Raw genomic sequence first — 19,040 nt, forward strand, 5'->3', positions numbered from 1 at the left:
GACCCTGCTCGCCTTAGTAGGACTTGGGGAGGCCCAGGGTCTGGTGGGAGACGAAGTTGAGGATCATCTCGCGGCTGACCGGGGCGATACGGGCCACGCGGGCGGCGGTGATCAAGGAGGCCAGGCCGTATTCGCGGGTGAGGCCGTTGCCCCCGAGGGTGTGGACGGACTGGTCCACCGCGCGCACGCAGGCCTCGGCGGCGGCGTACTTGGCCATGTTCGCGGCCTCGCCCGCGCCCATGTCGTCGCCCGCGTCGTAGAGATGGGCGGCCTTCTGCATCATCAGGCGGGCCAGTTCCAGCTCGATGTGGGCTGCGGCCAGCGGGTGTGCCACGGCCTGGTGGGCGCCGATGGGGTCCTTCCAGACCTGGCGGGTCTTGGCGTAGTCGACGGCCTTGGCGAGGGCGTAGCGGCCCATGCCGATGGCGAAGGCGGCGGTCATGATGCGTTCGGGGTTGAGTCCGGCGAAGAGCTGGAGGAGGCCCGCGTCCTCTTCGCCGACCAGGGCGTCGGCGGGCAGCCGTACCTCGTCCAGGGCCAGTTCGAACTGCTTCTCCGCCGCCTGGAGTTCCATGTCGATCGGCGAGTGCGTGAAGCCGGGGGCATCCCTGGGGACGATGAACAGGCACGGCTTGAGACGGCCGGTGCGGGCGTCTTCGGTGCGGCCGACGATGAGGGTGGCGTCGGCGATGTCGACGCCGGAGATGAAGACCTTGCGGCCGGTGAGGATCCAGTCGTCGCCGTCGCGGCGGGCGGTCGTGGTGATGCGGTGGGAGTTGGAGCCGGCGTCGGGTTCGGTGATGCCGAAGGCCATGGTGCGGCTGCCGTCGGCGAGGCCCGGGAGCCAGGACCGCTTCTGGTCCTCGGTGCCGAAGCGGGAGATGACCGTGCCGCAGATGGCGGGTGAGACGACCATCATGAGGAGGGGGCAGCCCGCGGCCCCGAGCTCTTCGAGGACGATGGACAGTTCGGTGATGCCGCCGCCACCGCCGCCGTACTCCTCGGGCAGGCTGACGCCGAGATAGCCGAGCTTGGCGGCGTCGGCCCACAGCTCGTCGGGGTGGCCGCCCTCGCGGGCGAGGCCGGCGAGGTAGGCGCGGCCGTACTTCTGGCCGAGGGCGGCGACCGCCGTACGCAGGGCCTTGTGCTCTTCGGTTTCGATGACGGGGCTCATGATTGCGGTGCCTCCTGTGCTTCCTGGACTACGGCGAGCAGGGCGCCGAACTCGACCTGTTGGCCGGTGGCGGCGTGGAGCGCGGTGAGCGTGCCGGAGGCGGGAGCGAGGATGCGGTGCTCCATTTTCATGGCCTCCAGCCAGAGCAGGGGCTGCCCGGCGGTGACGGGGCTGCCGGGAGCGAGGCCCTCGGCGAGGCGGACCACGGTGCCGGGCATGGGGGCGAGCAGGGAGCCCGGTTCGGTGCGGTCCTGGGGGTCGGTGAACCGGGGGACGACGGTGAGGGTGTGGGATCCGCAGAGCGTCGAGTCGACGTAGACCTCACCCTTGTTCGAATTTTGTTTCACGTGGAACACGCGGCGGATTCCCTCGACTTCGAGGGTGACGAGGGTGGGACTCGCGGCCAGGACCCGAACTCCCGGGTGGTCCACGGGGTGGTAGCGGACTGTGTACTCGGTGGCCGCGGTGCCGGCCGCCGTGTAGCGGCGCGTCTGGGGCTGGGAGCGGACGTTGCGCCAGCCGCCGAGGCGGGCGGCGAGTGGAGCGTCGGGGGCCGGGGCGGCCTGGGCGAGCGCCGCGGCCAGGGCGGACAGGGTGGCGTCCGGGGCCTCCTCGGTGAGGGCTGTGAGGTGGCGTTCGTAGAAACCGGTGTCGAGCTGTCCGGCGGTGAACTCCGGGTGGCGCAGCGAGCGTACGAGGAGCTCGCGGTTGGTGGTGAGCCCGTGGATGCGGGCTCCGGCGAGTGCGTGGGCGAGGGCGCGTACGGCCTCGGCACGGGTGGGGGCGTGGGCGACGACCTTGGCGAGCATGGGGTCGTAGTGGATGCCGACGGTGTCCCCGTCGGTGAAGCCGGTGTCCACGCGGACCTCACCGGGGACGGCGAGGGTATGCAGCACTCCGGTCTGGGGGCGCCAGTCCTGGGCCGGGTCCTCGGCGTAGAGGCGGGCCTCCACGGCGTGGCCGGTGGGCGGTGGCGGGGTCAGGGGCAGGGCCGCGCCCTCGGCGACGCGCAGCTGGAGGGCGACGAGGTCGAGACCGAAGACGGCTTCGGTGACGGGGTGTTCGACCTGGAGCCGGGTGTTCATCTCCAGGAAGTACGGGCGCCCGTCGGCGGTGACGAGGAACTCGACGGTGCCCGCGCCCCGGTAGGAGACGGCGCGGGCGGCGGCGACGGCGGCCTCGTGCAGGCTCTCGCGCAGGCGGTCCGGCAGGCCCGGCGCCGGGGCCTCTTCGATGACCTTCTGGTGGCGCCGCTGGAGGGAGCAGTCGCGGGTGCCCAGCGCCCAGACGGTGCCGTGGGCGTCGGCGAGGATCTGCACCTCGACGTGGCGGCCGCGCTCCACGTAGGGCTCGGCGAAGACCTCGCCGTCGCCGAAGGCGGAGCGGGCCTCGGCGGAGGCGGCTTCCAGTTCCTCCTTGAGGGCGTCGAGATCGCGGACGACGCGCATCCCGCGGCCGCCGCCCCCGGCCGCGGCCTTCAGGAGGAGGGGCAGGTCGGCGGTGGTGGCGGTGGCCGGGTCGACGGGGTCGAGGAGCGGGACCCCGGCGGCGCGCATCAGCTCCTTCGCACGGGTCTTGGAGGCCATGGCCTCGATGGCCTCGGGCGGCGGGCCGATCCAGGTCAGCCCGGCGGCCTGGACCTCGCGGGCGAAGCGGGCGTTCTCGGAGAGGAAGCCGTAGCCGGGGTGGACGGCGTCGGCCCCGGCGGCGAGGGCCGCCTTGATGATCAGGTCGCCGCGCAGGTAGGTGTCGGCGGGGGCCGCGCCGGGGAGGCGTACGGCCGCGTCGGCGGTGCGGACGTGGAGGGCGTCGGCGTCCGGGTCGGAGTGGACGGCCACGGTGGCCAGGCCCAGGGCCTGGGCGGTGCGGAAGACGCGGACGGCGATCTCGCCGCGGTTGGCCACCAGTACGGCCGAAAGGGGGGTGCTGGGCAGGGTCATGTGAGGGCTCACATCCGGAAGACGCCGAAGCCGCCGCGGGCGCCCTCGACGGGGGCGTTGTGGACGGCCGACAAGCACAGGCCGAGGACGGTGCGGGTGTCACGCGGGTCGATGACCCCGTCGTCGTACAGCCGTCCGGACAGGAACATCGGCAGGGACTCGGACTCGATCTGCGCCTCGACGAAGGCGCGCATCCCGGCGTCCGCCTCCTCGTCGTACGGCTGCCCCTTCGCGGCGGCGGACTGCCTCGACACGATGGACAGCACCCCCGCGAGCTGCTGCGGGCCCATGACGGCGGACTTGGCGCTGGGCCAGGCGAAGAGGAAGCGGGGCTCGTAGGCGCGCCCGCACATGCCGTAGTGGCCGGCGCCGTAGCTCGCGCCGATCAGGACGGAGAGGTGGGGGACGCGCGAGTTGGACACCGCGTTGATCATCATCGAGCCGTGCTTGATGATGCCGCCCTGCTCGTACTCCTTGCCGACCATGTAGCCGGTGGTGTTGTGGAGGAAGAGCAGGGGGATGTCGCGCTGGTTGGCGAGCTGGATGAACTGGGCGGCCTTCTGCGACTCGGCGCTGAACAGCACGCCCTGGGCGTTGGCGAGGATGCCGACCGGGTAGCCGTGGAGGGTGGCCCAGCCGGTGACGAGGCTGGTGCCGTAGAGGGGCTTGAACTCGTCGAAGTCGGAGGCGTCGACGATGCGGGCGATGACCTCACGGGGGTCGAAGGGCGTCTTGAGGTCGGGCGGGACGATCCCGAGGAGCTCCTCGGGGTCGTAGAGGGGCTCGTCGGCCTTCGGCGGGTCCGCGTGCGGCTTGCGGTGGTTCAGGCGGGCGACGACGCGGCGGGCCTGGCGGATCGCGTCGTGCTCGTCGAGGGCGTAGTAGTCGGCGAGGCCGGAGGTGCGGGCGTGCATGTCGGCGCCGCCCAGGGACTCGTCGTCGCTCTCCTCGCCGGTGGCCATCTTGACCAGTGGCGGGCCGCCGAGGAACACCTTGGAACGGTCCTTGATCATGATGGTGTGGTCGGACATGCCGGGGATGTACGCGCCTCCGGCGGTGGAGTTGCCGAAGACGACGGCGACGGTCGGGATCCCCTCGGCCGAGAGCCGGGTGAGGTCGCGGAAGATCGCGCCGCCCGGGATGAAGATCTCCTTCTGGGAGGGCAGGTCGGCGCCGCCGGACTCCACGAGGCTGATGCAGGGCAGGCGGTTCTGCCGGGCGATCTCGTTGGCCCGCAGGGCCTTCTTCAGGGTCCAGGGGTTGCTGGCGCCGCCGCGGACGGTGGGGTCGTTGGCGGTGACCAGGCATTCGACGCCCTCGACCGTGCCGATGCCGGTGACCATGGAGGCGCCGACGGGGTAGTCGCTGCCCCAGGCGGCGAGCGGGGACAGCTCCAGGAACGGGGTGTCCGGGTCGAGGAGCAGTTCGACGCGTTCGCGGGCCAGGAGCTTGCCGCGGGTCTTGTGGCGGGCGGTGTACTTCTCACCGCCGCCCGCGAGGGCCTTGGCGTGTTCGGCGTCGAGCGCGGCCAGGCGCTCCAGCGCGGCGGTACGGGCCTGCGCGTGCTCGGGGGCGTGGGGGTCGACGGTGGTGCCGAGGCGGGTCATGAGCCGGTCCCCTCCGGGGCGGGTGTGGGCAGCAGGTGGGACGGGATGTCGAGGTGGCGGGCGCGGAGCCATTCGCCGAGGGCCTTGGCCTGGGGGTCGAAGCGGTGGCCGGAGGCGACCCCGTCGCCGAGGAGGCCGGTGACGGTGAAGTTCAGGGCGCGCAGCCGGGGCAGCGCGTGGCGGGTGACGGGCAGGTCCCGGGCTTCGGGGAGCAGCTCCCGCAACAGCTCGACGGTGAGGGTGCGTTCGAGCCAGGCCCAGGCGGCGTCGGACTCGACCCACACCCCGACGTTGGCGTCACCGCCCTTGTCGCCGCTGCGGGCCCCGGCCACCGCGCCGAGGGGGGCGCGGGTGGTGGGCCCCTCGGGGCTCTCCCCCGCGCCGGCCCCTCCCGGAACCGTTGCTCCGCCCCCGGCCCCCCGCGCCTCATACGCCGGCGGGGCTGTTCGAGGCGCCGCCGGGACGGGTACGCGGGTGCCGTCCGGGAGGACAGCCGCGTGGGGGACGTCCGACGCCGGGACCAGGGCCGAGGTGAAGACCCCGTACGGCTGGGCCGGGCCGGGCGGGGCGGTGACGTGGAACCCCGGGTAGCTGGCCAGGGCGAGTTCGATCGCCGCCGAGGTCAGGCCGCGGCCCACGCGGTCCGGGGACGGGTCGCGGACCACCAGGCGCAGGAGGGCGCTGGCCGTCTCCTCCGTCGGGGCGTCCTCGTGGTCCGTGCGGGACAGGGTCCACGCGGCGTCGGCCACGCCCTCCAGGGCGTCGGAGAGCTGGGCGCGGACGAGCTGCGCCTTCGCCTCGACGTCCAGGCCGGTCAGGACGAAGACCACCTCGTTGCGCCAGCCGCCGATGCGGGTGACGCCCACCTTGAGGGAGGTCGGGGGAGCCTCTCCGCGCACACCCGTGACGCGGACGCGGTCGGTGTCCTCCTCGGTCAGCCGGACCGTGTCCAGGCGGGCCGTCACGTCCGGGCCGAGATAGCGGACGCCTTGGGTCTCGTAGAGGAGTTGGGCCGTGACCGTGCCGGTGGTGACGGCCCCGCCCGTGCCCGGGTGCTTGGTGATCACCGAGGAGCCGTCCTCGGAGATCTCCGCGAGGGGGAAGCCCGGGCGGCGGACGTCGTGCGCGGTGAAGAAGGAGTAGTTCCCGCCGGTGGCCTGGGTCCCGCACTCCAGGACGTGGCCCGCGACCACCGCGCCGGCCAGCCGGTCGTAGTCGTCCGGCGCCCAGTCGAACCACCAGGCCGCAGGGCCGCTGACCAGCGCCGCGTCCGTGACCCGGCCGGTCACGATCACGTCCGCGCCCGCCCGCAGGCAGGCGGTGATCCCGGCGCCGCCGAGGTAGGCGTTGGCGGTGAGCGCCCCTTCCCCGTACGGCATCAGGTCGTCGCCCTCGACGTGCGCGACGCGGACGGGCACCCCCGCCTCGGCCGCCAGCGCCCGTACGGCGTCGGCCAGTCCGGCCGGGTTCAGGCCGCCGGCGTTCGCGACGATCCGTACGCCGCGTTCGTGCGCGAGCCCGAGCCCCTCCTCCAGCTGCCGCAGGAAGGTCTTGGCGTAGCCGAGGTCCGGGTTCTCCAGGCGGTCGCGGCCGAGGATCAGCATGGTCAGCTCGGCCAGGTAGTCCCCGGTCACCACGTCCAGCTCGCCGCCGGTCAGCATCTCGCGCAGGGCGTCGAAGCGGTCCCCGTAGAAGCCGGACGCGTTGCCGACGCGCAGCGGACGGCGGGTCACCGCGAGGCTCCCGGCTCGCGGCCGGGGCCCGCCGGGCCCGCGAAGGCCTGGGCGATGCCGAGCCAGCGGTCCGCGTCGCCGCCGGTCGCCGACAGGGCCAGGTCGGCGCGGTGGGCCCGCTGGGTCACCAGGAGGCAGAAGTCGAGCGCCGGGCCCGTGATCCGCTGCGGGGCGTCCGGCGGGCCGTACGCCCACACGTCCGTGCCGTCGGGGGCCGTCAGCTCCACCCGGAACTCCTCGGCGGGCGCGTCCAGTCCGTGTACGGCGTAGGCGTAGTCGCGGGCCCGTACACCGATCCGGGCCACGTGCCGCAGCCGGGCGGTCGGGGTGCGGCGGACACCGAGCGCGTCGGCGACGTCCTGGCCGTGCGCCCAGGTCTCCATGAGCCGGGCGCTGGCCATGGAGGCGGCCTTCATCGGCGGCCCGTACCAGGGGAAGCGGGTGTCGGGCGAGGCCCCGGCGAGGGCTTCGCCGAGGGCGCCGCGCGTGGAGCGCCAGCGGGCGAGCAGCTCGGCGGGTGGCAGCCCCGCGCCCTCCTCCGCGCCTTCGTCGACGAACGAGTCGGGGGCCTTCAGGGCCTCCTCGGTCATGCGGCCGAAGCCGTCGGCGTCGGTGAGGGAGATCAGTGCGGCCCGGTCCGTCCAGTGCAGGTGGGCGATCTGGTGGGCGACGCTCCAGCCCGGCGCGGGGGTGGGCCGGGCCCAGTCGGACACCGGCAACTCCGCAACCAGGGCGTCCAGTTCAAGACCCTCCTCGCGCAGATCGGCGAAGACGGCGGCAGCGGCTGCGGCAGTGGCATCGACGGCGGACGGATCGGGCACGGTGTGCTCCCCTCTCGGCGTGAGGGGAAGACTGGCAGCCTCCGCGAAAACAATCAAGCATGCTTGCATGATTTGATCGGAGGGCGGCGCGTTCCCGCCACCCCCGCCAACCCGGCTCCGGGCAAAGGAAGTTGACGCCGACCACGAACGGGGCTGGTCTCGCGCCGCCGTCCCCGCCCGGTCCGCAGGGGGCGATTCAGGCCGTAAGCCGGAAACTCGCGAAACGTCACCGGATGTCCCGTCGATACTGGACGTTCCGCTCCGGGCCCGGGCGAACACGCGACCACGATCGCGCTCGCAAGCACGTTCATGTCACTCGACGCAGACGACGAAGAGGATGAGCAGACGTGACCCAAGCCGCCCGAACCCCCTTCTCCCTCTATCCCGAACTCGACGCGACCGCCCTCGGCGCCTTCGTCACCGCCCTGGAGAGCGGCGACGTCACCGGCCTCGCCCCCGCCCGCGCCGCCGAGGTCGCCGAGCTCCGCTCCGTCGCCGTCTTCACCCGTGGCAAGGTGACCGGCGCCGACGGGGACCTGCTCGACGCCGCGCTCTGGCGCCACACCGGGATCCAGCCGCGCCCGCTGATCGTGATGCCCTCGCCCTGGACCAGCCTGGGCTGGCTCGTCTACGCCGTCCAGGCCACCGTCTTCGCGGCCCGCGGCTACAACGTCCTCGCCTACACCACCCGCGGCTTCGCCGCCTCCGAGGGCCAGGTGGAGGTGGCGGGCGCGCTCGACGTCGCCGACGGCAGCCGTGCCCTGGACCACCTCGTCGAGCGCAGTGCCGGGCCGGTGACGGGGATCGGCTTCCTCGGGGACTCGTACGGCTCGGGCATCAGCCAGCTGGTCGCCGCGCACGACACCCGGGTCGACGCGGTGGTCGCGCTCAGCAGCTGGGGCGATCTCGGGGAGGCGTTCTACGAGAACTCCACGCGCCACGTCGAGGCCGTACGGGCCCTGCTCAAGGCCGCCGAGAAGGCGCGGCTGAGCCCGCAGACGCAGAGCGTCTTCGACAACGTCCTCGCCGGCCGCGACGTCCCGGGCACCCTGGCCTGGGCGGAGCCGCGCTCGCCCTTCACGCACATCAAGGAGCTCAACCGGCGCGAGGTGCCGGTCTTCTACGCGCACGCCTGGCACGAGACGCTCTTCCCGCCCAACCAGACCCTGAAGATGTTCAACGAGCTGACCGGCCCCAAGCGCCTGGTCCTGTCCATCGGCGACCATTCCGGGCCCGAGTCGTCCGGCATGTTCGGCCTGCCCAACCGGATCTGGACGGACGCCCACCGCTGGTTCGACCACCACCTCAAGGGCGTCGACAACGGCATCGCCGACGAGGGCCAGGTGCTCAGCGAGGTGATGTGGAGCAAGACCCTCGAACCTCGCCCGACCTGGCCCTCCCTCACCGAGCACATACACCGGCTGCACCTGGCGGGCGGCGGGGAACTGGCGGAGGAGCCGGAGGCCGGCTGGACGGCGACCGTGGTGTGCGGGGTGGACACCACGGCGACCGTCGCCGACGCGGTCGTCACGGCCGGATACGCGGAGATGGCCGGCCGGCCGAAGGTCTACCCGACGGACGACATCGACCGCTCCGTCGCCGCGGTGTGGGCATCGGCCCCGGCCGCGGAGACCACCCGGCTGCGCGGCACACCAAAGCTGCGCGTGACGTACCGGGCGGCCAACCCCGGGTCCACCTTCGTCGCCTACCTCCTCGACGTGGCGCCCGACGGCTCGGCCCACATCGTCACGCACGCCCCGTACTCCGACCTCGAATCCGCGCCCGACAGCCTGATCAGAGCGGAGATCGAGCTCCAGGCCACGGCGTACGACGTCCAGCGCGGCAACCGGCTGATGCTGGTGATCGACGCCCGCGACCCCTTCTACGGCGACGCCAACCTGCCGCGCGCGACGCTGGCGTTCACCTCACCGGAGCAGACGCCCTCGTACCTGGACCTGCCCCTCGGATAGGGCGGCGCCCCACCCCGGCGCCCCACCCCGGCGCCGGCCCCGCCGGCCGGTCCCCTGGCCGGCGGGGCCCCTGGCCGGCGGGCCCTTCACCGGCCCGGCCTCAGGGTCGCCGGGTGAGGTCCATCGTCCAGTTGTGCAGCCAGCTGTCGCCCCCGTCGGCCGAGAAGAACTGTTCCCAGCGCGGGGAGCCGGAGCTGGTCCGCGACCACACGAACCGCACCCGCACCGCCTTCCCGTCGTGTGTGTCCACGCCCTCGAAGACTCCCCGGCCACCCTCGAACCGGCCCACGACGGGCGGGAAGAGCGTCCCGGTGGCGGGCCCGGACACCCCGCGGACCTACCGATCCTGTCGGTCCGGGAGACGCCGGACGTCGCGGACCTCCCGGAGGGCTTCGACCTGGCGTCGCACTGGCGGCGGACCCAGGCCGACTTCCACGCGCGGCTCCACCCGGAGGAGGCGTTGGTCCGCCTCTCCGCGCGCGGCGCGGCGCGGCTGACCGGTGCGCAGGCCCGCGCCCTGACGGCCACCGGGGAGCCGGATCCGGAGCTGCCGGGGTGGACCCGGGCGGTCCTCCCGATCGAGTCGGCGGACCACGCGGAGGCCCAGTTCCTGGCCCTGGCCACGGAGGCGGAGGTCCTCTCCCCGCCCGGACTCCGCACCCGCATCGGAGCCACTCTCGCGGCGATGACGGCCCGCTACGCCGACGGGCCTAGGGTCGGGGACACCGACGCAGGAGGGGCACCGTGGCGAACGAGACCGAGACCGACAGCGCGGCCGGGACCGGGACCGCGATCGTGATCGCGCAGACGACCGTCGACGACGAGCTCAAGGCGAGGGAACTGGCGCGGCGCGCCGTGGAACTGCGGCTGGCGGCCTGCGCGCACATCGACCCGCCCGTCACCGCCGTCTACCGGTGGAAGGGGAGCGTGGAGAGCGCCACGGAGTGGCGCGTCTCCTACAGGACGACGCGAGAGCGGCTGCCCGCCCTCGCCGAGTGGGTCGGGGCGGAACACGCCTATGACGTGCCGGAGTGGATCGTGCTCCCCGTCACCACCGGCTCCGCCGCGTACCTCGCGTGGGTCGCCGCGGAGACCGCCCCCGAGTAGGCGGCCGCTCCGGTACCGGGCGTCAGCAGACCTTGCCCGGCGCGGCCCCGGCCGTCGCCCGCAGGAGGTCGCGCAGGAGGCCGAAGTCGATGCCGTCCGTGCGGCGGAAGCGGAGGCAGCTCTTGCCCATGTCGTGGGCGGCCAGCCGGTCCGCGAAGGCGTCGCGGATGTCCGTACGCATCAGGTAGAAGGAGACGTACTGCTTCTGGTTCGCCCAGGCGATCTCCGCGGCCTCCTCGCCGGGCCGCACGTACGCGGGCATGCCGTACGCGATGACCTCCGCGAAGCCCGGCAGTTCCGCCAGGCACAGCTCCCGCAGCCTGGTCAGGGCCGGGCGGCGGGCCTCCGGGACACCGGCCAGGTACGTGGCGGCGTCCATCAGGCTGCCTGCTTCCGGGTCTGCGAGCGGACCGCGCCCATGCTGGCCGCGATCACCAGCGCGATGGCCACCGCGTCCAGGGCGGACATGGCCTGGTTCAGCACGAGGAAGCCCGCGGTGGCCGCGATGGCCGGCTCCAGGCTCATCAGGATCGCGAAGGTCGGCGCCGGGAGCCGCCGCAGGGCCAGGAGTTCCAGGGTGTACGGGAGCACGGAGGACAGCACGGCCACGCCGGCACCCAGCGCGAGGGTGCTCGGGACCAGCAGGTCGGAGCCGGCTTCGACGATGCCCAGCGGCAGCGAGAGCACCGCGGCCACCGCCATCGCCAGGGCCAGGCCGTCGGCCTGCGGGAAGCGGCGGCCCGTACGCGCGCTGAACACGATGTACGCCGCCCACATCGCGCCCGCCCCGAGCGCGAAGGCCGCGCCCAGCGGGTCGAGGCCGCCGAAGCCGCCCCCGCCGTGGCTGGACAGCAGCACGACACCGGCCAGGGCCAGGCCCGCCCACAGCAAGTTCACCAGGCGCCGGGAGACGACGACCGAGAGGGCGAGCGGCCCCAGCACCTCGAGCGTGACGGCCGGGCCGAGCGGGATGCGGTCGATGGCCTGGTAGAAGAGGCCGTTCATGCCCGCCATGGCCACTCCGAAGGCGACCACCGTGCCCCAGTCGGCCCGGACGTAGCCGCGGACCTTGGGGCGGCACAGGAGCAGCAGCACGACCGCGGCGGCCGCGAGGCGCAGGGTGACCACGCCCGCCGCCCCGACCCTCGGCATGACCATGACCGCGAGGGCGGCGCCGAACTGCACCGAGACCCCCGCCGAGATCACCAGCGCGACGGGCCCGAAGCGGGCCGGGGCGCGGCCCGCGGGGGGCACGGCGAGGGGGGCTGTCGCCGGGGCGGGCACGGTCGTGGTCGTGGAGGGGGAGGACGGTGCGGTCATTCGTCCAGACTACGGGCCCGTAAGGAGTGATCCCGCGCCCGTTGCCTTACAGCCCCTCCGCCGCCGGGTCTTCTGCCAGCCCTTCCGCCAGGAGTTCCGCCAGGTGGCGGGCCCGGACCCCGCCCAGTTGGGCGATCTGGGTACGGCAGGAGAACCCGTCGGCCTGGACGACCGCGTCCCGCGGGGCCGCGCGCAAGGACGGCAGGAGCTGCTCCTCGGCGCACGCCACCGACACCTCGTGGTGGCCGGGCTCGAAGCCGAAGTTCCCGGCCAGGCCGCAGCAGCCGCCGCTGAGCTCGCCCACCAGGCCGGCGCGCTCGCGCAGCCGCCGGTCGGCGGCGTCGCCGAGCACCGCGTGCTGGTGGCAGTGGGTCTGGCCGGCCACCGCCCGGTCCAGGTGCGGCGGCCGCCAGGCCGGGGCGTACTCCTCCAGCGTCTCGGCGAAGGTGCGGACGGCCGCCGCGAGGCGTGCCGCGCGGGGGTCGTCGGGGAGGAGCGCGGGGAGGTCCGTGCGCAGGGCCGCGGCGCAGCTGGGTTCCAGGACCAGCACGGGTGTGGGTACGTCGCCCACGGCGTCCAGGGTGCGGTGGAGGACCTTGCGGGCGCGGTCCAGGCGGCCGGTGGAGAGGTAGGTCAGGCCGCAGCACAGCCTGCCGCCGCGGGGGACGGACACCTCCAGGCCGGCGGCCCGCAGGACCCGTGCCGCCGCGCGGCCGGCCTCGGGAGCCAGGTACTCCGTGAACGTGTCGGGCCAGAGGGTGACGGCGGGGGCGGCCGTGGGTGCGGCGCCCTGCGGGCGGCTTCCGGGCTCGGCCCGGAGCCGCGCCGCGGCGCCGGTCCGCCACCAGCGCGTGAACGGCTCGGCCGCCAGGGCCGGCAGCGCCCGTTCCCGTGCCACGCCCGGCACCGGAAGCAGCCGACCCGCCGCGTTCACGACGCCCGCCATCCGCAGCGCGGCGATCAGGCGGAGCCACCGGGGCAGGCCGCCCAGCGTGTAGTGGGCGAGTGGACGGACGCGGCCCGCCCAGTGGTGGTGCAGGAACTGCGACTTGTACGAGGCCATGTCCACGCCCACCGGGCAGTCGCTGAGGCACCCCTTGCAGCCCAGGCACAGGTCCAGCGCCTCGGCGACCTCCGCCGACCGCCAGCCGTCCCGCACGACCTCCCCGGCCAGCATCTCGTGCAGCAGCCGGGCCCGGCCCCGCGTGGAGTGCCGCTCCTCCCCCGTGGCCCGGTACGACGGGCACATCACCCCCGGCCCGCCGACGTCCGAGGAACGGCACTTCGCGACGCCGACGCACCGGGCGACCTCACTCGCGAAGGAGGTCCCCGGCAGCACGGCGAAGCGGAGGTTCTCGTCCAGGCGGCCCGGCCGGACCAGCATCCCCGGGTTCATCCCGCCCGCCGGGTCCCACACGTCCTTGTACGCGCCGAAGAGCCGGACCACGTCGTGGCCGTACATCCTCGGCAGCAGCTCCGCCCGCGCCTGCCCGTCCCCGTGCTCCCCCGACAGCGAGCCCCCGTGGGCGACGACCAGATCCGCCATGTCGGACGAGAAGGCCCGGAAGCGGGCCACGCCGTCCGCCGACGCCAGGTCGAAGTCGATCCGTACGTGGACGCAGCCCTCGCCGAAGTGTCCGTACGGCGATCCGCGCAGCCCGTGCGCCGCCAGCAGGGCGCGGAACTCCCGCAGGTACGCCCCCAGCCGGGTCGGCGGCACCGCGCAGTCCTCCCACCCCGGCCAGGCCATCTCCCCTCCCGGCAGCCGCGTCGCCGTGCCCGCCGCGTCCTCCCGGATCCGCCACAGGGCCCGTTGCCCCGCCGGATCCGTAACCACCACCGCGTCGAGCGCGTCAGCGCCCCGTACGAGCTCCCGCGCGCCGCCCTCGTCGGCCATCTCCACGAACAGCCACGCCCCGCCCCGCGGCAGTCCGCCCACGCCCCTGACCAGGTCTTCCGCCATGCCCTCCACGGTCAGCGGGCGGTACGGGAGCAACCCCGCCGCCGCGTCCGCCGCCGCGCTCTCGTCCGCGTACCCGAGCACCGCGAGCACCGGCGCGCGCGGCGCCTCCACCAGGCGCACCACGGCCTCGGTCACCACCCCGAGCGTGCCCTCGCTCCCGCAGAAGGCCCGGGCCACTTCCGCTCCCCGCTCGGGCAGCAGGGCGTCCAGCCCGCCGTAGCCGGAGATCCGCCGCGAGAAGCCGCCCGAGCCGCCGCCGCCGACCGGGCCGCCGCCGCCCATCCCCGTGCGCAGGAGGGCCAGGTTCCCGTCGACCAGCTCCCGCAGCCCCGCCGGAGCCCCCGCCCAGCCGGTGCCGATCCGGTACGGGGAGCCCCCGTACGCCGTCACCGCCAGCTCGGCCACGTTGTCGGCGGTGGTCCCCCAGGCGACCGAGTGGGCGCCACACGCGTTGTTGCCGATCATGCCGCCGAGGGTGCAGCGGGAGTGCGTGGAGGGGTCCGGCCCGAAGGTCAGCCCGTACGGGCGCACCGCGTCCCGCAGCCGGTCGAGCACCAGCCCGGGCTGGACCACGGCGGTACGCGCGGCCGGGTCGACCGACACCAGGGCGTTCATGTGCCGGGTGAGGTCGAGTACCACCCCGGTCCCCGTCGCCTGTCCGGCGATGGAGGTCCCGCCGCCGCGCGGGACGACCGGGACCCCGGCGTCGGCGCACACGCGCAGGGCGGCCGCCACGTCCTCGGCGTCGCGCGGGGCCACCACGCCCACCGGGACGCGCCGGTAGTTGGAGGCGTCCATGGTCACCAGCGCCCGCGCCGCGGCCCCGAAGTCCACCTCGCCGCGCAGCTCCGCCCGCAATGTCCGTTCGAGTTCCCCGGGTGACGTCACGTCCCCCAGCCTCCCACCGTCGGTTGCGTCTCATCGGGTGGACGCGGCTCCAAGGCGTGGACCTGGACCCGATACGCTCCGCTCGTGGCCGAGATCCAGATTCCCGCTGACATCAAGCCCGCCGACGGACGCTTCGGCGCGGGCCCCTCCAAGGTGCGGACCGAGGCGCTGGACGCCCTCGCCGCCACCGGTACCTCCCTGCTCGGAACCTCTCACCGCCAGGCCCCGGTCAAGAACCTGGTCGGCTCGGTGCGCCAGGGGCTCCGGGACCTCTTCTCCCTCCCCGAGGGCTACGAGGTGATCCTGGGCAACGGCGGCTCCACCGCCTTCTGGGACATCGCGACCGCCGGTCTGATCGAGCAGAAGTCCCAGCACCTCACCTTCGGCGAGTTCTCCTCGAAGTTCGCCACGGCCGCGAAGCTCGCGCCGTGGCTGGACGCGCCCTCCGTGATCTCCTCGGAGCCGGGTACGCACCCGGAGCCGGTCGCCGAGGCGGGCGTGGACGTGTACGCGTACACGCACAACGAGACCTCGACGGGTGTCGCGGCGCCGATCAAGCGCGTCGCGGGCGCCGACGCCGGGTCCCTCGTCCTGGTGGACGCGACTTCGGGCGCCGGCGGCCTGCCGGTGGACATCACCGAGACCGACGTCTACTACTTCGCCCCGCAGAAGTCCTTCGCCTCGGAGGGCGGCCTGTGGCTGGCCGCGTTCTCCCCGGCCGCCCTGGAGCGCGCGCAGCGCGTGCACGACTCCGGTCGGCACATCCCGGAGTTCTTCTCGCTGCCGACGGCGATCGACAACTCGCTGAAGAACCAGACGTACAACACCCCGGCGCTGTCGACCCTCTTCCTGCTGAACGAGCAGCTGGAATGGATGAACGGCCAGGGCGGTCTGGAGTTCACGACCGGCCGTACGGCGGCCAGCGCGCGCAACCTCTACGGCTGGGCCGAGGCGTCGAAGTACGCGACCCCGTTCGTCGTGGACGCCGACAAGCGCTCCGCCGTCATCGGCACGATCGACTTCTCGGACGACATCGACGCGGCGGCCGTGGCCAAGGTGCTGCGCGCCAACGGGATCGTGGACACCGAGCCGTACCGCAAGCTCGGCCGCAACCAGCTCCGCATCGCGATGTTCCCGGCGATCGACCCGGCGGACGTGCAGGCGCTGACCACCTGCATCGACTACGTGATCGAGAAGCTCTAGCAGTCCCCCTCAAAGCCCCCGGTGACCTCTCGTCACCGGGGGCTCCGTCGTACCGGCGTGGTGACGTCCGCCCACCTCACCGGGAGGAAGCGGCCCCGCACGCGCTACCTTCAGGAGTTCGGGTACGGCGATTCTTGGAGGCAGCGGCGTGAGCGTGCGAGTGACGGCGGCCCAGAGCGGTGTGGACCCCTTCGGCACGGCCCGGCTGCGGCGCGGGGTGCTCGACTCCTGGGGCGCGGGCCCGGCCCGGTTCCGCGAGGACGCCAACGCCGAGGAGGACCTGGCCCTCGGCGGCTACCGCGACCGGCTCGTCGTCGAGCTGGCGCAGAACGCCGCGGACGCCGCGGCCCGTGCCGGGGTACCGGGCCGGATGCGGCTCACCCTGCACCCCGGCGAGGGCGGGCACGCGGTGCTGGCCGTCGCCAACACCGGCGCCCCGCTGGACGCCACGGGCGTGGAGTCCCTGAGTACCCTGCGCGCCTCCGCCAAGCGGGAATCCGGGGCCGGCTCGGGCGACACCGTCGGCCGCTTCGGCGTCGGTTTCGCCGCCGTCCTCGCCGTTTCCGACGAACCCGCGGTGCTCGGCCGCCACGGCGGCGTCCGCTGGTCCCTGGCCGAGGCCCGCGAGCTGGCCCGCGATGCCGCCGTCGGCAGCCCCGGCCTCGGCGACGAGCTGCGCCGCCGCGACGGCCACGTCCCCCTGCTGCGGCTCCCGCTGCCCGCCGAGGGCACCGCGCCCCAGGGCTACGACACCGTGGTGGTCCTCCCGCTGCGCGACGCCGCCGCCGAGGACCTGGTGGAGCGGCTCCTCGCCGCCGTCGACGACGCCCTGCTGCTCACCCTGCCGGGGCTGCGCGAGGTCGTCATCGAGACACCGTCGGACGGCGGGGCCGGCGGCATCCGCACCCTGTACCGGCGCGACGAGGGCCCGTACACCGTCATCGAGGACTCCCGGTCGGGGACGAACCGCTGGCGCACCGTCCGCCACGGCGGCCCCATCGAGCGGGCCCTGCTCGCCGACCGGCCCGTGGAGGAGCGGCTGCGGCCCGCCTGGGCGGTGTCCTGGGCGGTGCCCGTCGACACCGACGGCGCCCCGCTGTACCCGGCCACCGCGCCCGTGGTCCACGCCCCGACCCCGACCGACGAGCCGCTGGGCATCCCGGCCCTGCTCATCGCGACCCTGCCGCTGGACACCTCCCGCCGGCATCCCGCGCCGGGGCCGCTGACCGACTTCCTCGTGGAGCGCGCCGCCGACGCGTACGCCGAACTCCTCGGCGCCTGGGACCCGGTGGCCACCGCCCTCGTGGACCTGGTGCCCGGCCCGCTCGGCAAGGGCGAGCTGGACGGGGCCCTGCGCGCGGCCATCCTCCGGCGGCTGCCCCGTACGGCCTTCCTCGCCCCCGCCGCGCCGCCCGAGCACGCGGAGGAGCGCAGCGCCCTGCGCCCGTTCGAGGCCGAGGTCGTGGAGGGCGCGGGCGCCGATACCGTACGGGTCCTCGCCGAGGTCCTGCCGACCCTGCTCCCGGCCGGTCTGGAGCGCCGCCCCGAGCTGCGCACCCTGGGCGTGGGCCGGCTCCCGCTGGGCGACGCCATCGAGCGGATCGCGGGCATCGAGCGGACCCCCGACTGGTGGCACCGGCTCTACGACAGCCTCGCCGGCGTCGACCCCGACCGGCTGTCCGGGCTTCCCGTGCCGCTGGCCGACAGCCGTACGACGATCGGGCCGCGCCACGTCCTGCTCCCGTACGCGGACACCCCCGCGGACCTGGCCCGGCTGGGGCTGAAGGTGGCCCACCCGGACGCGGCGCACCCGCTGCTGGAGAAGCTCGGGGCCCTGCCCGCGACGCCGCGCGCGGTGCTCACGACCCCGCAGGTCCGGGCCGCCGTCGCCGGATCGATGGACGCGGGCGAGATCTGGGACGAGGACGCGCTGGACCCGGAGGAACTGGCCGACGTCGTCCTGGGCCTGGTCCGCGACGCCGATCTGAGCCCGGGCGACGAGCCCTGGCTGGGGGCGCTGGCCCTCCCGGACGAGGACGGGGAGCTGACCCCGGCGGGCGAACTGCTGCTGCCCGGATCGCCGCTCGCCTCGGTCATCCGCGAGGACGAGATCCCGTACGTGGACGCCGAACTGGCCTCCCGGTGGGACGCCGACACCCTCACCGCCTGCGGGGTGCTGGCCGCCTTCCAGCTGGTGCGCGCCACCGACGTGGTCCTGGACCCGGACGAACTGGAGCCGCGCGACGGGGACTTCGCCGAGCCCGACGACGCGGGCCTGCTCGACGCGGTGGACGTCTGGTGCGAGGACGTCCTGGACCAGCTGCCGGACACCCCGGTGCCGCCGGTGGCGACCGAGCTCGTCGCCGTGCGCGACCTCGACCTGGTCGACGACGACTGCTGGCCCCAGGCCCTGGCCATGCTGGCGCAGCCGCCGCTGCGCGACGCCCTGACCCAGCCCGTGCGCATCCTCCTCCCGGACGGCACCACGCAGTCCGTGCGCCCGTACACCGCGTGGTGGCTGCGCGACCACCCGGTGCTCGACGGGCGCCGCCCGGCGGGCCTGCGCGCGGCGGGCGGCGATCCGCTGCTGGAGGGCCTCTACACCCCGGCGGACGCGACCGGCTTCGAGGACGAGCAGGTGCTGCGGGCCCTGGGCGTACGGACCACCGTGGCGGCCCTGCTGGACGAGCCGGGCGGCGCGGCCGAGCTCCTGGGCCGCCTCGCCGACCCGGACCGCGAGGTGACGGGCCGCCAGCTGCACGGCCTGTACGCCGCGCTGGCGGACCTGGACCCCGAGCAGGTCACCCTGCCGGACGAGCTGCGTGCGGTGGTGGACGGCGAGGTCCGCGTGGTGGACGCGGCGGACGCGGTCATCGCCGACGCCCCGGACCTGCTCCCGCTGACGGTGGGGCTGCCCCTCCTCCCGGTCGCCCCGTCCCGGGCGGCCGACCTGGCGGACCTCCTCCAGGTCCGGCGGCTGTCGGAGACCGTTCCGGCCGAGGTGACCACGCCGGGCGAGGAGCACGAGGTCCCCGAGCCGGTCCGCATCCTGCTGGGCCCCTCGACCCCGTACACCTACGTCGAGCACGAGGAACTGATCGCGGGGGGCACCGAGCTGGACTGGCGCCGCACCCCGGACGGCACCCTTCACGCCTCCACCCTGGAGGGCGTCGCGGCGGGCCTGGCCTGGTCGGCGGGCCAGTGGCCCCGCCGCTTCGAGGTGGCGGCCCTCCTGGAGGACCCGTCCCGCACCGCGGAACTGGCGCGCGACCGCTGGTTCGACTGACGCCCGACCGACTGGGCCCCCTCCCCGA

Annotated in this window: 14 protein-coding genes; 5 read left to right on the forward strand and 9 right to left on the reverse strand. The window is 74.5% G+C overall.

Annotated features, from left to right (window positions below; translation table 11 throughout):
- Positions 1-13: 13 nt before the first annotated feature.
- The 5 genes from OG429_RS17635 to OG429_RS17655 form a co-directional block, all read right to left on the reverse strand.
- Positions 14-1,174: an acyl-CoA dehydrogenase family protein gene (locus OG429_RS17635; protein WP_328926277.1), complete on the reverse strand. Its 1,161-nt coding sequence runs from the start codon at positions 1,172-1,174 to the stop codon at positions 14-16.
- Positions 1,171-3,114: an acetyl/propionyl/methylcrotonyl-CoA carboxylase subunit alpha gene (locus tag OG429_RS17640; protein WP_328926278.1), complete on the reverse strand. Its 1,944-nt coding sequence runs from the start codon at positions 3,112-3,114 to the stop codon at positions 1,171-1,173. Before OG429_RS17640 ends, OG429_RS17635 begins: the two co-directional genes overlap by 4 nt.
- 8 nt (positions 3,115-3,122) lie before the next feature.
- Positions 3,123-4,721, reverse strand: a complete 1,599-nt coding sequence (locus tag OG429_RS17645) for an acyl-CoA carboxylase subunit beta (RefSeq protein ID WP_328926279.1) — start codon at positions 4,719-4,721, stop codon at positions 3,123-3,125.
- On the reverse strand, positions 4,718-6,382 hold the full coding sequence (locus OG429_RS17650; protein ID WP_405681400.1) for an acyclic terpene utilization AtuA family protein: 1,665 nt from the start codon (positions 6,380-6,382) through the stop codon (positions 4,718-4,720). The genes OG429_RS17645 and OG429_RS17650 overlap by 4 nt, the downstream gene beginning before the upstream one ends.
- A 68-nt stretch (positions 6,383-6,450) precedes the next feature.
- Positions 6,451-7,275: a TIGR03084 family metal-binding protein gene (locus tag OG429_RS17655; RefSeq protein WP_328926281.1), complete on the reverse strand. Its 825-nt coding sequence runs from the start codon at positions 7,273-7,275 to the stop codon at positions 6,451-6,453.
- Between the two features lie 347 nt (positions 7,276-7,622).
- Between OG429_RS17655 and OG429_RS17660 the strand changes: the two genes are divergently transcribed.
- Positions 7,623-9,245 (forward strand): CocE/NonD family hydrolase, encoded by a 1,623-nt coding sequence (locus OG429_RS17660; RefSeq protein WP_328926282.1) that lies wholly within the window; start codon positions 7,623-7,625, stop codon positions 9,243-9,245.
- A gap of 100 nt (positions 9,246-9,345) precedes the next feature.
- Here the strand turns inward: OG429_RS17660 and OG429_RS17665 are convergent, their stop codons facing one another.
- Positions 9,346-9,495, reverse strand: coding sequence for a hypothetical protein (locus OG429_RS17665; protein WP_328926283.1), 150 nt, complete (start codon positions 9,493-9,495; stop codon positions 9,346-9,348).
- On the opposite strand from OG429_RS17665, the gene OG429_RS17670 reads away from it, so the two are divergent.
- Together OG429_RS17670 and cutA are read left to right on the forward strand one after the other, a co-directional pair.
- Positions 9,484-10,044, forward strand: coding sequence for a helix-turn-helix transcriptional regulator (locus OG429_RS17670; protein WP_328926284.1), 561 nt, complete (start codon positions 9,484-9,486; stop codon positions 10,042-10,044). The genes OG429_RS17665 and OG429_RS17670 overlap by 12 nt on opposite strands.
- Positions 9,990-10,352: a divalent-cation tolerance protein CutA gene (cutA, locus tag OG429_RS17675; RefSeq protein ID WP_328926285.1), complete on the forward strand. Its 363-nt coding sequence runs from the start codon at positions 9,990-9,992 to the stop codon at positions 10,350-10,352. The genes OG429_RS17670 and cutA overlap by 55 nt, the downstream gene beginning before the upstream one ends.
- Before the next feature lie 22 nt (positions 10,353-10,374).
- On the opposite strand, the gene OG429_RS17680 is transcribed toward cutA, so the two are convergent.
- Genes OG429_RS17680 through OG429_RS17690 form a run of 3 tightly spaced genes read right to left on the reverse strand, consistent with a single transcriptional unit; the run spans position 10,375 to position 14,523 of the window.
- The gene (locus OG429_RS17680) at positions 10,375-10,731 is read right to left on the reverse strand and encodes a DUF1801 domain-containing protein (protein WP_328926286.1); all 357 of its coding nucleotides are present in this window, start codon (positions 10,729-10,731) and stop codon (positions 10,375-10,377) included.
- Positions 10,731-11,672: an EamA family transporter gene (locus tag OG429_RS17685; RefSeq protein WP_328926287.1), complete on the reverse strand. Its 942-nt coding sequence runs from the start codon at positions 11,670-11,672 to the stop codon at positions 10,731-10,733. Before OG429_RS17685 ends, OG429_RS17680 begins: the two co-directional genes overlap by 1 nt.
- A gap of 46 nt (positions 11,673-11,718) precedes the next feature.
- A complete protein-coding gene (locus OG429_RS17690) occupies positions 11,719-14,523 on the reverse strand; it encodes an FAD-binding and (Fe-S)-binding domain-containing protein (RefSeq protein WP_443051267.1) in 2,805 nt (934 codons plus the stop codon).
- Between the two features lie 84 nt (positions 14,524-14,607).
- Between OG429_RS17690 and serC the strand changes: the two genes are divergently transcribed.
- Entirely contained in the window at positions 14,608-15,726 is a 1,119-nt protein-coding gene (serC, locus tag OG429_RS17695; protein WP_328926288.1) for a phosphoserine transaminase, read from the forward strand.
- 148 nt (positions 15,727-15,874) lie between these two features.
- Positions 15,875-19,012 carry a sacsin N-terminal ATP-binding-like domain-containing protein gene (locus OG429_RS17700; RefSeq protein ID WP_328926289.1) on the forward strand — a complete coding sequence of 1,046 codons (3,138 nt, stop codon included), beginning with the start codon at positions 15,875-15,877 and terminating at the stop codon, positions 19,010-19,012.
- Positions 19,013-19,040 lie beyond the last annotated feature (28 nt).

The organism is Streptomyces sp. NBC_00190 (assembly GCF_036203305.1).
GTDB lineage: Bacteria > Actinomycetota > Actinomycetes > Streptomycetales > Streptomycetaceae > Streptomyces.

Bases quoted from the DNA above. Each gene is read 5' to 3' on its own strand.
- OG429_RS17640 (WP_328926278.1), bottom strand. From the start codon at position 3,114: ATGACCCTGCCCAGCACCCCCCTTTCGGCCGTACTGGTGGCCAACCGC.
- OG429_RS17645 (WP_328926279.1), bottom strand. From the start codon at position 4,721: ATGACCCGCCTCGGCACCACCGTCGACCCCCACGCCCCCGAGCACGCG.
- OG429_RS17635 (WP_328926277.1), bottom strand. From the start codon at position 1,174: ATGAGCCCCGTCATCGAAACCGAAGAGCACAAGGCCCTGCGTACGGCG.
- OG429_RS17680 (WP_328926286.1), bottom strand. From the start codon at position 10,731: ATGGACGCCGCCACGTACCTGGCCGGTGTCCCGGAGGCCCGCCGCCCG.
- OG429_RS17685 (WP_328926287.1), bottom strand. From the start codon at position 11,672: ATGACCGCACCGTCCTCCCCCTCCACGACCACGACCGTGCCCGCCCCG.
- OG429_RS17650 (WP_405681400.1), bottom strand. From the start codon at position 6,382: ATGCTGACCGGCGGCGAGCTGGACGTGGTGACCGGGGACTACCTGGCC.